Source organism: Blattabacteriaceae bacterium, assembly GCA_036390115.1.
Classification (GTDB): Bacteria; Bacteroidota; Bacteroidia; order Flavobacteriales; family Blattabacteriaceae; genus DASQPV01.
In genome coordinates this window covers 78,513-93,316 of the sequence record DASWCM010000003.1, presented here as the reverse complement: position 1 = coordinate 93,316, position 14,804 = coordinate 78,513, and the positions used below count along the sequence as shown (strand labels likewise).

Genomic DNA, 14,804 nt, shown 5'->3' with positions numbered 1-14,804 from the left:
TGCACCACACTAGTGTGTGGTGCCCCTACTCTGGGGTTTTTTCCCTAATAGTTCTTCTAAATTTTCTTTTAAAATTACTTCTTGCTCTAAAAGTCTATCTGCTAATAGATCCAATTTATCCTTATTTTTATTAAGTATAGATTTAGCTCTTTTATACTGAGTATTTATAAGTTTTGATACTTCTTCATCTATAATTTGAGCAGTTTTGTCACTATACGGGTTTACAAAAACGTACTCAATCCCATTTTTAAGACTGGAATACGAAATATTCCCAATCCGATCGTTTAACCCCAACATAGAAACCATAGATTGGGCTTGTTTTGTTATTCGCTCTAAATCATTCAAAGCTCCTGTCGAAATATCATTGAAAATATTTTCTTCTGCAGCTCTTCCTCCTAAAAGAGCACAGATTTCATCTTTCATCTGGTCTCTAGTAATAATTTTTCGATCATCTGGAAGATACCAAGCAGATCCCAGTGATTTTCCTCTTGGAACTATAGTTAGTTTAACTAATGGAGCTGTATGCTCAATAAACCAACTTACTACAGCATGCCCTGCTTCATGATAAGCAATTCTTTTTTTTTCATTTGTCGTAATTATTTTACCCTTTTTTTCCAGTCCCCCAATAATACGATCGATTGCATCAATAAAATCTTGATTTTCTACACTTTCTTTGTTTTTTCTTGTGGCTATAAGAGCTGCTTCATTACAAATATTAGAAATATCAGCTCCGCTAAATCCAGGAGTTTGCTGGGCTAACAAATCAATATTTATTTTTTCTGAAAAAATAATCTTTTTCATATGTACTTTAAATATTTCTTTACGTTCGTTTAGTTCTGGGAGGTCTATAAAAATAATTCTATCGAATCTTCCAGGACGAAGCAAAGCTCTATCTAATATTTCAGCACAATTTGTAGCTGCTATAACTATTACGTTTGTATTTGTATCAAAACCATCCATTTCAGTAAGTAATTGATTTAGGGTATTTTCTCTTTCGTCATTAGAACCATTGATACTAGACCTTCCACGTGCCCTACCTATTGCATCAATTTCATCAATGAAAATAATTGATGGAGATCTCATTTTCGCTCTGTCAAAAATATCCCTTACTCTTGAAGCTCCTACACCAACAAACATTTCCACGAATTCAGAACCAGCTAATGGAAAAAAAGGTACTTTAGCTTCACCAGCTACAGCCTTTGCTAATAGAGTTTTACCTGCACCAGGTGGTCCTATTAATAGAGCCCCTTTAGGTAGTTTTCCTCCAAGTCTAGTATATTTTTGAGGATATTTTAAAAATTGAACAATTTCCTGAACTTCTTCCTTCGCACCTTCCATTCCTGCTACGTCATCAAACTTAATTTTTGTCTCCTCAAATGAGTGTATTTTAGATTTTCCAATCTTAAAAAGATGTCCTCCTACTCCAGGAATAATTATTCTAGCTGCGAAAATACAAAGGTAAATAAATAATCCAATAAAAAAGCCATAATCTAAAATAACCCTGATTAGAGGCCAATACTGATTATTTTTGAAATCAATACTTGTATTAAGTTTATATATTCTTCTATATTCCTCGAATTTTTTTTGAAATAATTGAAGATCTCCAATTTCAAATTCATATTTTGTAAAACTTATAATGTTTTTGAGTTTTTTTTCAAAAAAACATCCATTTTTTTTATAAATATTCCTTTTTTTTAGGAATACATCAACTATTTCTTTACGACGAACAGTAACTTTTTCAATTTTTCCCAAAGAAAGTATTTTAAAAAACTTATCCTGATCGATCCTTCTAATCTTAGAGAAGGAAGATTTGTAGGAAACAAATACTCCTATAAAAAAAAATAGGATAATTGCGTATATACAAAATATATTCTTTTTATATTTTTTTTCCATACTTAATTTTTTTTTAAAAAAAACTATAAAAAAAAAAGTAGTTGTATTAAAAATTTTTTAGTTTATATTTTTTTCCTAATTTTATTTTCGTCCAACAAAATTAAATGCTTAATGAGAAATAAAAAAATATATTAATTATATTATCCCTTATGGAATATAAGTAAATAGCATAGTTGTTTATGAATAATAACATCAAAATATATAATCCATAGGTATAAAGCCTGTCCTGGATATATTTGAGTAATATACAAAAAAAAAACCAAAGCTGATATAAAAGTAAGTGTAGGTAGTTCTAAAATAGAATCTTAATAAGTTAAGTCATTTACCCATAGAAAACTTTTTACTCTTAGATTAAGAAGATTGGTAAAAAATCTCAATATAGAAGAAAAAATGGTAAGTTGTAGAAAAGAAGAACTGACATTGGACTAATGCCAATTTATACTGCTGTTTCTTTTTAATATGCACTTTGCTTCTCATATAGATAGATATTCCATAATGAATTTTTTTTCTAAATATATAAACATATTCCAGTAAATTTGACTTAAAACTTAGTCGTAAATAGTCTCTCTCCTCTTTTAGTTTTGTCAAGTAACAAGTATTAATTGTATATTTCGATAACAAACTTATATTTGAATAAAAAAGAAAACTTTTTTAAGGATTAAATGCTTTTTGTCATATTTAAATTTTTTAACTCAATACAGTTCCCCCTATATTAGAAACTTCTATTTTCAATACATCATTTTCCAAAATTGTTTTTCTAGAAGAAGGATCTTTTTGAGAAAAAAGTTTGTTAAAAATAATTTACCTTAGAGACCATTTTCCTGAAGAAAAGGGTTAAAATAGAGAAAAATAGTCCATATTAACCCAATTCCTACAATAAAATGATCTTTTAGCATCAAACAATAATGTTAAAACACAATCTGGGCTATCCAAGAATAGGGGTCCATAGAGAGTTAAAAAAAAACTGTGAAAAATATTGGGCTGGAAGCCTCAGTAAGAAACATTTTTTGTATTTATCCAAAATACTTCGGAAAAAAAATTGGTCTATACAAAAAGACGCTGGATTAGACCTTATTCCGTGTAATGATTTTAGCTTTTATGATCATGTACTAGATGTGTCTTTTCTACTAGGAGCTATTCCCCATAGATATTTTTCATTACTTTCTGAGTCTGAGGTAGAACCGATAGACTTATACTTTACAATGGCAAGAGGATATCAAAAAAATAAACGAGATATACCTGCGATGGAAATGACAAAGTGGTTTGATAGCAATTATCACTACCTCGTTCCAGAGTTTTCGTTGGATCAGACCTTTTTCCTATTTTCGAAAAAAGTTTTTGATGAATTTATACAAGCTAAAAAAATTTTAGGAAAAAAAGCTAAACCAGTTTTACTTGGACCTATTTCCTATCTCCTATTAGGTAAGGAAAAACAAGAGAATTTTTATAGAATTGACTTAATTTCAAGAATAATAACAGTATTTATAGATGTTTTAAATAATCTTAAAACTCTTGGTGCAGAGTGGATACAATTAGATGAACCTTTTTTATCCTTTCATCTAACAGAAAAAGATAAAAAAGCTTTTCTGTATGTTTACCAAGAAATAAAAAAACACACAGAACTCAAAATTATTTTGAGTTCTTATTTTGAAAGTATTGATCTAAATATAGATTTAGCATTTAATCTTTCTACAGAAGCTATTCATGTTGATTTAATTCAAAATCCTAATCAATTAGATGTCATATTAAAATTTTTTCCTAAAAATTGTTTTCTTTCCCTAGGCGTAGTAGACGGAAGAAATATATGGAAGAATGATTACACGGAATCAATAAAAAAAATTAAAAAAGCAAAGGAGTTTTTAGGTGAAGATCGTTTAATGCTTGCTCCAAGTTGCTCCCTCATCCATGTTCCTATGGATTTGGATTTTGAATATAAAATTCATCCTGATCTTAAAGAAAGAATGGCTTTTGCCAAGCAAAAACTTAAAGAACTTTATGAACTTGATAGAATCATCAAAGGGGAAACCAATTTGCTTCAAATAAATAAAAAAGAAAGGTCTGCATTTATTCCCAATAAAAGTGGGAAGGATCGTGTAAAGATGGAGCTAGTGGAAAAGGATCTTAATCGTAAAAATTCTTTCAAAATACGGAAGAAAATTCAGAAAAAAAAACTTCTATTACCGAATTTTCCAACAACAACTATAGGATCTTTTCCACAAACGCCTGATCTAAGAAGTCTTCGATATAAATTTAAAAATAAACTTCTTTCTCAGAAAGAGTATAATGGAATCATTAAAAAGTTCATCAAAAAGTCTATAAAAATCCAAGAGGAAATTGGATTAGATGTTTTAGTACATGGAGAGTTCGAGAGAAACGATATGGTGGAATATTTTGGAGAACAACTTAATGGCGTATTATCCACGAAAAATGGATGGGTTCAAAGTTATGGTAGTAGATGTGTTAAGCCTCCTATTATTTATGGAGATGTAAGCCGAGCTAAGGATATAACTGTATATTGGTCTAGTTTTGCTAAAAGCCTAACTAGAAGGCCCATAAAAGGAATAGTAACAGGTCCTGTTACTTTTCTGCAATGGTCATTTGTACGAAATGATCAAAACAGATCTCTAACAGCTTTAGAGCTTGCTTGTGCTATCAGGGATGAAGTCCAGTCTTTAGAGAGAGCTGGAATACAGATCATTCAAATTGATGAACCAGCTTTAAGGGAAGGATTACCCCTGAAAAAAGAAAAATGGGAAAATTATTTTGATTGGGCCATTCAAGCTTTTCATATTTCCTCTAACGGAGTGAAAGATGAAACGCAAATTCATACTCATATGTGTTATAGTGAATTTAACGATATATTAGAATATATCGCTAATATGGATGTGGATGTAATTTCCATAGAAAACGCTCGTTCTCATATGGAATTATTAAAGGCTTTTTATAATTTTAAATATCCCAATGATATTGGTCCAGGTATTTATGATATTCACTCTTCTAGAATACCATCAATAGAGGAGATGTGTTCCTTACTTGAAAAAGCTTCTATGGTTTTATACGGTAAAAATATTTGGGTTAATCCAGACTGTGGGCTTAAAACTCGAAAATGGCCTGAAACAATTGAATCCCTAAAAAATATGGTAAAAGCTGCTCAAATAGCTAGGGAAAAATTTTTAAACTAAATATGTAAAGGATTCCCATTAAAAGCAGAAAGTGCTGATTCACGAATAGCTTCAGAAAAAGTTGGATGTGGATGAGAAATTCTATATAGATCTTCAGAAGAAGCCCTAAATCCCAGAGCTATTACCGCTTCCATAATTATATCTGAAGCTCTCGCCCCAATCATATGTACTCCCAGTATCTCATCTGTCTCTTCAGATGCTAAGATTTTCACAAATCCTTCTACATCTCCACTAGATGTAGAACGTCCCAAAGCAAACATTGGGAAACTTCCTATTTTGTATAGTATATTTTTCCTTTTTAATTCTTCTTCGGTAAACCCGACAGATGCTACTTCAGGCCATGTATAAATTACTGCAGGGATAAGATTATAGTTAATTTTCAGGGGTTTTTGGCCAGACAAATGTTCAATTACAAATAAAGCCTCTTCTTCAGCTTTATGAGCTAGCATGGATCCTCCTATTACATCCCCTATTGCGTAAATATTATTTACATTAGTTTGTAAATATTTATTGACTAGTATGTACCCGCTCTTATCTATTTCGATTCCAATATTTTGTAATCCCAGACCTTCTGTATAAGGTTTCCTACCAATAGCTACTAAACAATAGTCTCCAGAGATTTCGAAATCTCTTTCTCCTTGAGATTTACCTTTTATAATGACTTCATTATTTTTAAACTTTACTTCTTTAACATAGGAAGAAAGGTTAAATTTAATCCCTATTTTTTTTAGAATTTTTTGTAGATATTTACTTATACCTTTATCCATTTTTGGAATGATACGATCAGAAGATTCAATAATGGAAACTTCACTACCCAATCTTTGATAAGCTACTCCTAATTCTAAACCTATTACTCCTCCCCCAATAATCGTTAACCGTTTAGGTACCTCAGTTAAAGAAAGAACTTGGGTAGACGAAAGGATTTTTTTTTTGTCTATTCTTAGAATGGGTAAATCACTGGGCTTAGATCCAGTAGAAATAATAGCGTTTTTAAATTTTATTTCTACAATATTATCTGGTTGATAAACCATTAAATGATTTTCTTCTTTAAAGCTACCTACTCCATGATAAATATCTATCTTATTCTTTCGAAGAAGAAACTTTAACCCCTCTAGAATTTTCTTTACGACTTTTTCCTTTCTGAAAATCATTTTCTGGAAATCTAAAGTTAGAGAGTTAAAACTGATACCGTGATTTAAAAAAGTTTTTTGGGATTGAAAGTAATGTTCAGATGAATCTAAAATAGCTTTTGATGGAATGCAACCAACATTTAAACAAGTTCCACCTAAAGTATTATATTTTTCAACAAGTGCAGTTTTAAATCCAAGTTGAGAAGCACGTATAGCTGATATATACCCTCCAGGTCCAGATCCTATAACAACGATATCATAATTAATTAATTCATTCATCATAATGCCTTTTTTTAGTAGCATATTGACTTATTGTACATACAATGCTTTGTGATTTAAGAACTTTTATATAAAGTTTTCAATTTTTCTGCGGCTTCTTTCATAGAATTTACTGAATGAAAGTGTAACCCGCTTCGATTAATTATTTCCCTAGATCTTTCAAAATTAGTCCCTTTCAATCTAATAACAATAGGAATTGTATCACAAAAATCCTTTGTGCAAGTAATGATTACCCTTGCGACTAAATCGCAACGTACAATACCTCCAAATATATTAATAAGGATAACTTCAACAGATGAATCTTTCAAAATTATGCTAAAAGCATTTTCGATGCGATTTTCATCCGCTGTTCCCCCTATATCTAGGAAATTAGCTGGACTTCCACCTGAAAATTTTATCATATCCATTGTTGCCATAGCTAATCCTGCTCCATTCACCATACAAGCTACATTACCGTTTAATTTAACAAAGTTTAATCCAGCTTTAGAAGCTTCCACTTCTTCAGTATTTTCTTCTTGATTATCCCGCAAAGTTTTGTAATAAGAATGACGAAATAAAGCATTTTCATCGATAACTACCTTAGCATCTACAGCTAGAATTCTCTCATCATAAGTTTTAATCATTGGGTTAATTTCCAATAATGAAGCATCACTTTTAACATATGCTCTATATAAAGTAGTAATAAATTTTACGAAAGCTTTAAACGCTTTTCCTTTTAAATGGAGATTAAAAGCAATCTTTCTTGCTTGAAAAGCTTTCATCTCTTCTGAGTCTATAATCTCTGTTTTAACCTTTTCTGGATTAGAGACACTTTCTATATCCATACCTCCTTCTGGAGAATACAAAATCATATTTTTTCCTAAGGACCTATTTAGAAAAATCGAAATATAATACTCCATAGTTCCAGGATAATAAACATCTTCAGAAACTAAGACTTTTCGGACAAGTTTTCCTTTTTCAGAGGTTTGAGGAGTAACTAAATACATTCCTAAAATTTTATAAGCCTTTTCTCTAACCTCTTTTAAGTTTTTTGCCAGTTTAACTCCTCCACATTTACCCCTTCCTCCTGCATGGACTTGTGCTTTAATAACATAAGATTCTAAACAGGAGAAATTTACAGAAAGCCTTTTAGCGGCTTCTAAAGCCTCTTGTTCCGTATAAACCAAAAATGATTTCGGAGTTTCAACTACGAAAAAATTTAGTATTTCTTTTCCTTGAAATTCGTGGACATTCATTTTTCTAGAATAATTCTAAAGATTTTTCTGGATCTGATCCCATCAAATAATTTATGGGATCTTCTATTGATTCTTTTATTGAGAGTAGAAAACCTACAGCCTCTCTCCCATCAAGAAGACAGTGGTCATAAGAAAGAGCTAAATACATTATAGGTCGTATTTGTACTTTACCATTAATTACAACAGGACGTTCTACAATTTTATGCATTCCTAAAATTGCACTCTGAGGTGGATTTATAATAGGAGTAGAAAGCATGGACCCAAAAACACCACCATTAGTTATGGTGAAAGTTCCTCCTGTCATTTCATCAACAGAAATGACGCCCTTTTGCACACGTATATAAAGACGTTTTATTTCTTGTTCAATACCCTTAAAGGAAATAAACTCAGCATTTCTCAAAACTGGAACAACTAATCCTTTAGGCCCAGAAATTGCAATACTTATATCGCAATAATCAAAACTAATTTTATTTTCTCCATCAATCATTGCGTTAACATCAGGATATAGCTTCAAAGCTCTTACACAACTTTTTGTAAAAAAAGACATAAATCCTAAGTTTACCCCGTGTTTTTCTTTAAATTTTTCCTGGAATTTATTTTTCAAATAAAAAATTTGGCTCATATCTACTTCATTAAAAGTAGTGAGAATGGCTGTATTATTTTTTACTGAAACTAATCTTTCTGAGATTTTTCTTCTAAGTTTAGAAAGCATAGATATTTTAAACGATCGGGAAGTCCTTGTAGTAAAGCTTCCCATATTTGCATTTAAAGCATCTTTTTTTAGAATTTTGCCTCCTTTAACTGTATCAATTCCTTTTTCAGAAAAAATTTTTTTTCCAGATGGAGCCTGTATGTAAAGAGTTACTTCTTCTTCTGGTACTTCTGGGGCCTCTTCCAAAGAGTAATCGGTATCGATTAGCCCAATAATATCACCAACTGATACTATATCCCCTTTTTTAGCTTTTAGCCTAATTTTTCCACTATCTGGGGCTGATATTTCCAATGTTGCCTTATCTGAATCTATTTCTGCAATAATTTTTCCTTTAGGAACATAACTTCCATCTTTTACGAGCCAAGATGAAATTTCTATTTCAGTTATTGATTCTCCAGTGGAAGGAGCTTTTATTTCTAAAATCATAATTTTTAATAAATTAACTATTGAAACGCTTTTTCTAGTAGAGATACCTGTATTTTTAAAAAGTTTTGATAAGATCCAGTAGATGATACAGAGCTTTCTTTAGGAGAAATTAGCTCCCAAGGAAACTCTCGAAAACTTTTTATTAAATAAGACCAAGCCCCCATATTTTCTGGCTCTTCTTGTACCCATATCATTCTATTTTTACTAGGATAACGCTTTAAAATTTTTTCAATACAAGATCTTTTTAAAGGATAAAGTTGTTCAAAACGAATAATAGCCGTTTTTTCATTTAAAGTTTCTTTCCTCTTATTAAAGAGGTCGTAATAAATTTTTCCAGAACAGAATATTAAATTCCTCACTTTTTGAGGATCCACAAAATCATCGTCAAGAATTTCCTTAAAAAAACCATTAGCCAATTCTTCTAAAGAAGAAGAACAAAGAGAATGTCTTAGTAGACTTTTAGGAGTAAAAACAATTAATGGTTTACGAAAGGAAACCTTCATTTGTCTTCGTAAAAGATGGAAAAAATTAGCTGGAGTACTGCAATTTGCCACTAAAATGTTTTTATCGGAGCAAAGCTGAAGAAAACGTTCTACTCTAGCGGAAGAATGTTCAGCTCCTTGTCCTTCATATCCGTGTGGAAGGAATAAAACTAATCCACTCTGGATCTTCCATTTTTCTTCAGCTGAAGAAATATATTGATCAATTATGACTTGACCAACGTTACTAAAATCCCCAAATTGAGCTTCCCAAATAGTTAAAGTATTAGGAGAAGTTATAGAATATCCAAAATCAAATCCTAGTACCCCATATTCAGAAAGTGGGGAATTATAAACCTGAATTTTTCCTTGTCCATTTCTTATATAATTGAGTAAAATAAAGGGTTCTTCATCTTCTGACTTTATTAAAGAATGACGATGGGAAAAAGTTCCTCTTTCCACATCTTCCCCAGATACACGAATATGGTATCCCTCGTCAAGAAGACTCCCATATGCTAATAGTTCAGCTATTCCCCAATCAACTCTTTTTTCTTTTGAAACTATTTGATATCGATGATCAAATAGTCTTTCAGTTTTTTTAGAAAAATTTCTTCCAAGTGGAAGTGTAAAAATTATTTTTCCAATATCACATAATCGATCTATGCAAAATCTAGTGTCAATTTTTTCAAAAACTTTTTTGTATTTTGAAAACCTTTTCCAGGCATCGGACATAAAAACATCAAGTTTATTGAATTCAATTTTCTTCGATTCTTCGAAAGATTTTTCTAGAGATTTTTTGTAGTTGTTTTCAACTTTTTTTCTAAAAGTAGAATCAATTACCCCCTCTTTTTCTAATTTTTTTCTGTAACTCTCTTTAGTGCTAATTTTTTTAGCTATTATTCTATAGAGAGATTTTTGAGTGAAACGAGGTTCGTCACTTTCATTATGTCCGTATTTTCTATAACCAAGTAAGTCAATAAAAACATCTTGGTGATATCGCATTCTAAAATCGACGGAGAAACGAATAGCATGTATTACAGATTCCATGTCTTCAGAATTAACGTGAAGCACTGGAGAAAGCAAAACCTTGGCTATATCCGTACAATAAATGCTTGATCTACCAGAAAAATAGTTTGTAGTAAATCCAACTTGATTATTAATAACAAGATGAATAGTTCCTCCAGTTTTGTATCCTTTAAGAAAGGATATTTGAACCACTTCGTAAACTATTCCCTGTGCAGAAATTGCAGCATCGCCATGTATGATAATAGGAAGCACTTTATCTGAATCTCCCGCATAATGCAGATCAATTTTGGCCCTACTAATCCCTTCTACAATAGCTCCGACAACTTCTAGATGAGAGGGATTCGGGGTCATATTTATTTGGATGGAATTACCCCTTCTACTTTTTTTTATAGTAGTTAATCCCAAATGATATTTTACATCTCCAGAAAAAGAAGAATTTTCATATTCTTTACCTGAAAATTCAATAAAAATTTTAGAAAAATTCTTCTTGAAAAGATTGGAAAGAACATTTAATCTTCCCCTATGTGCCATTCCAAAAACAATATTCTCTACTTTATAAAAATCAGAGGCATATTCCACTAACTCGTAAAGAGCTGGGACAAGAGATTCATTTCCTTCAATAGAAAATCTTTTATGTCCAATGAATTTAGTATGAAGAAAATCTTCTAGAAGAACAGCCTTACTAAGTTTTTCAAATAAAAGTTTTTTTTTCTCGAAAGAGAGTTGGGGATGATTTTTCTTGTAATTAATCCACTTTTGTATCCATTCTATTTTTTCAACATCATGAATATGCATGTATTCAATACCAATAGATTCGCAAAAAACAGTTTTGAGATGTTTCAAAATCTTTTTTAAGGAAGTGGGGGGTAACCCAATTATCTTGGGTGCTTTAAAAACTGTATCTAAATCTTCTTCAGATAAACCAAAAGAATCTAGTGCTATTTCGGGATGTTTATTTAGTAGAGGATTTTTTAGAGCAAAAAAATGGCCTCTAGTTCTAGAGGCATTTATCAAATCAATAACCTTGAATTCTTTAGAAGAAATTTCTGAGGAAAGACAATCTTTTTTTCTAACGTAATTTTCTTGGAAAAAATCAAATCCCTGAAAAAAAGATTTCCAGGTTGGTTCGATAACATCTGAATCCTCCAGATATTTATGATAAAGCTCTTCTATATGTTCTGGATGTACAGCGTTTAAAAAGGAGTATTTTTCCATAATTTTTAAAAAAGTTTACCCTAAAAAATTCTAGTAAAAAGAATAGTTCATAGAATTTATGAACAATTTGGCTTTACGAAAAGCTTCTTCCAAACCTTCCAGATTATCTACTTTAGCTTCAGCAAAAAAACTTTTTCCCCCAAATTTTACTCCTATGTTAGTAGCTAAATATTGAACAATAGCATAAGCACTCATACCCCTATGATGAATAAGATTATCCGAAATAGCGGAAAAAATCACTACTTTTTTTTTAGAATGAAAGCAAACTAAAATAATTATTAGGCTGGAGATTTCTCTCCGAAGCTCCAAAGCAATTTTCTTTAAAGAATCAGTATTTAAATCTGATTTTTCAACAATTAGTTTTAAATCCTTCTCTTTTTTAGAGTCTTTGAATCTAGAAGACAATTTTTTTTTTAAAAAATTCATCTTTTGCCTAGTAATATTTTTTAAATCGCATTTAAAAATATTATTTTCTTCTAACAGATTTTTTACTTTTTTAATAGTATCATTGGGGAAATTTAAAACTTCTAGAAGTACGTTATACTTTTTACATACCTTTTCAAGGTATCGAACTACTTCAATTGAAGTAATTGCTTCAATTCGACGAATTCCAGAGTAAATGGAAGATTCAGAAAGAATTTTAAAGTATTCTATATGCTCTGTATTAGAAACGTGAGTAATACTGCAAAGTTCCACTGAATTACCAAAACGGATGCTTCGGACTTTTTCTCTATACTTTTTAGATAAAAGAGCGATTCCTCCTTCTCTTCTAGCTTCTAGCAATAAAATAGATTTATTCTCCTCTATTGAAAGTTTTTCTTGAATCATTTTATTTACACGATCTTCTACTAACTCAAGAGTTGAGACACTTAATTTTTCTGAGTTAGAAAAATCTAAACGAAGTCTATCTGGTCCTATATAAGAACCTTTTTGCCTAATTACTAGAATCTCCCGGAGAATATAATAAAGTAAATGTGTCGCCGTGTGATTTTTTTCTATTTTTCTCCTTCTAATAGCATCAACACGTATTTTAAAAAATTTTAAAGGATGCAGTGGTATATTTTTCACTAAGTGAACAATGAGATTTTCTTCCTTTTTTGTATTAAAAATATGAATATTATCTTCAGACTTATTAATAATCCAACCAGTGTCTCCTAGTTGCCCACTTCCTTCAGGAAAAAATGGAGTTTTATCAAAAACAATTTGGAAATATTTTCCAGAAGAATCTTCCATTTTTCTAAATTTTCTAATTTTAGTATCAATTTCTAGTTGATCAGACACGATCAAACAATTCTCTGAATTTTCTAGTAGTACGATCCAATCAAATTTTTCTGTATATCCTCCTTTTTTAGATCGTTTTTTCTGTTTCATCATTTCTTTTTCAAAGCCATCTTTGTCTATTTTTAAATCGTTTTCTCGGGCTAAAATTCTAGAAAAATCTAGAGGAAATCCATAAGTATCATATAATTCAAAAATATGAACTCCGTCAATAAATTTTTCTTTTTTGTTTTTGTATTCTTTTATAAGATTATTCATGCGAATAATTCCTTGATTAAGAGTTCTCAAGAATATATTTTCTTCTTCTTTAACAATTTTTTTTATGGATGCTTTATGCTTGAAAATATCAGGGTAAATTTCGCCCATTTCATCAGACAAAGTATCTACAAGTTTGTATATAAAAGCCTGTTTTTTGGATAAAAAACGGAAGGAGTATCCCATAGCTCTCCTAAGTATTCTGCGAACAATGTATCCTGCTCCAGTATTAGAAGGATTCTGGCCATCAGAAATAGCGAATGAAACTGCACGTATATGGTCTGCCAAAACTCGCATAGAAATATCCAGATTTTTATCTTCTCCGTATTTTTTTCCAATGCATTTTTCAATTTTCCTAATTAATGGAAGAAAAAGATCAGTTTCGTAGTTGGAAGATTTCTTCTGTAAAATTCTACAGAGACGTTCAAGCCCCATTCCTGTATCAATATGACGATCAGGTAGCCTATATAGAGAATTATCTGATTTTCGAAAGAATTCTATAAATACCAAATTCCATATTTCTATAACATAGGGATGTCCTTTATTGATTAATTTTGAAGCAGGTTTTTTAGCTTTTTCTTTATGATTTCGTAAATCTATATGAATCTCTGAACATGGGCCACATGGCCCAGTAAATCCCATTTCCCAAAAATTATCTTTTTTCCCAAAAGGGATTATGCGATTTTTAGTTAAAATTTCTTTCCAAGAGTTATAAGATTCTTCATCTGCTGGTAAATTGGGATCTCCGTTAAAGAATGTAACGTAGAGATTTTCTTCAGAAATTTTATATTTTTCTGTTAAAAGTTCCCATGCCCAAGAAATTGCTTCTTTTTTAAAATAATCTCCAAAAGACCAATTTCCTAGCATTTCAAACATTGTATGATGATAAGTATCATTACCAACATCATCTATATCGTTATGTTTTCCAGTAACACGAAGACATTTTTGACTATCGACTATTCTTGTATACGGAGGTTTTTCATTTCCTAAAAAATAATTTTTGAATGGATTCATTCCAGCATTAACAAAGAAAAGGGAAGGATCATCTTTTAAAACTATAGGAACTGAAGGAATAATTTTATGATTTTTTTTTTGGAAAAATTTAAAAAATTTTTTTCTAACCTCTATAGATTTCATCTATTTGTAGATTTGGATTTTTTTTGGTGGATATAGCTCAGTTGGCTAGAGCATCAGATTGTGGTTCTGAAAGAACACCGGTTCAAATCCGGTTTTCCACCCAAACTAAAATGTTTGTTCCAAACGTTAATATATCAGCTCCTTTCTCTAAGTGATAAGAAGCATTCTTCTCCTCCATCTATCTCAATTAATGCAGGTTTTGAAAATTAAATCCTTAGTATCGGAAAGTTTTTGATAAATATGTACAATAATTTATTGTACACCAAAACCTGGATTTACCCATCAATAAAATAATATCTAATTCTTTAGATACATTTGGTAATATCTTAACCAGAGTATATTGCTACTCCAGCTTTTATCCTTAATTAAGGAAATGGTTCTATGAAGATTACGTCTTCTTTCTGAAGCATGAAAGTAGATACAATCTACACCTAATTTTTTAATTATTTGAATATATCTTTCAGGTTCTAATATCATCAAATGTATATAAAGGTTTTTTTTTCATATTTTTTAACATATTTTAAACCGTAATTCCAAATGAAATGTTCGGTACCTAA

7 protein-coding genes and 1 tRNA gene are annotated in these 14,804 nt (G+C 30.6%); 2 read left to right on the top strand and 6 right to left on the bottom strand.

Translation table 11 applies throughout. The features are described from left to right. Positions 1-9: 9 nt before the first annotated feature. Positions 10-1,893 (bottom strand): ATP-dependent zinc metalloprotease FtsH, encoded by a 1,884-nt coding sequence (gene ftsH, locus VF849_00630; GenBank protein ID HEX9232542.1) that lies wholly within the window; start codon positions 1,891-1,893, stop codon positions 10-12. A 905-nt stretch (positions 1,894-2,798) separates the two neighbouring features. Between ftsH and metE the strand changes: the two genes are divergently transcribed. After that, positions 2,799-5,075 (top strand): 5-methyltetrahydropteroyltriglutamate--homocysteine S-methyltransferase, encoded by a 2,277-nt coding sequence (gene metE / locus VF849_00625; protein HEX9232541.1) that lies wholly within the window; start codon positions 2,799-2,801, stop codon positions 5,073-5,075. On the opposite strand, the gene lpdA is transcribed toward metE, so the two are convergent. Genes lpdA through alaS form a run of 5 tightly spaced genes read right to left on the bottom strand, consistent with a single transcriptional unit; the run spans position 5,072 to position 14,247 of the window. Then, positions 5,072-6,484, bottom strand: a complete 1,413-nt coding sequence (lpdA, locus tag VF849_00620; GenBank protein HEX9232540.1) for a dihydrolipoyl dehydrogenase — start codon at positions 6,482-6,484, stop codon at positions 5,072-5,074. The two genes, metE and lpdA, sit on opposite strands and share 4 nt — an antisense overlap. A gap of 56 nt (positions 6,485-6,540) precedes the next feature. Then, positions 6,541-7,719 carry an ADP-forming succinate--CoA ligase subunit beta gene (sucC, locus tag VF849_00615; protein ID HEX9232539.1) on the bottom strand — a complete coding sequence of 393 codons (1,179 nt, stop codon included), beginning with the start codon at positions 7,717-7,719 and terminating at the stop codon, positions 6,541-6,543. A 4-nt stretch (positions 7,720-7,723) separates the two neighbouring features. Then, positions 7,724-8,857 (bottom strand): 2-oxo acid dehydrogenase subunit E2, encoded by a 1,134-nt coding sequence (locus VF849_00610; protein ID HEX9232538.1) that lies wholly within the window; start codon positions 8,855-8,857, stop codon positions 7,724-7,726. 17 nt (positions 8,858-8,874) lie between these two features. After that, positions 8,875-11,577, bottom strand: a complete 2,703-nt coding sequence (locus VF849_00605; GenBank protein HEX9232537.1) for a 2-oxoglutarate dehydrogenase E1 component — start codon at positions 11,575-11,577, stop codon at positions 8,875-8,877. Between the two features lie 30 nt (positions 11,578-11,607). Then, the gene (gene alaS / locus VF849_00600; GenBank protein HEX9232536.1) at positions 11,608-14,247 is read right to left on the bottom strand and encodes an alanine--tRNA ligase; all 2,640 of its coding nucleotides are present in this window, start codon (positions 14,245-14,247) and stop codon (positions 11,608-11,610) included. A gap of 25 nt (positions 14,248-14,272) precedes the next feature. On the opposite strand from alaS, the gene VF849_00595 reads away from it, so the two are divergent. After that, a tRNA-His gene (locus VF849_00595) sits at positions 14,273-14,349 on the top strand. Positions 14,350-14,804 lie beyond the last annotated feature (455 nt).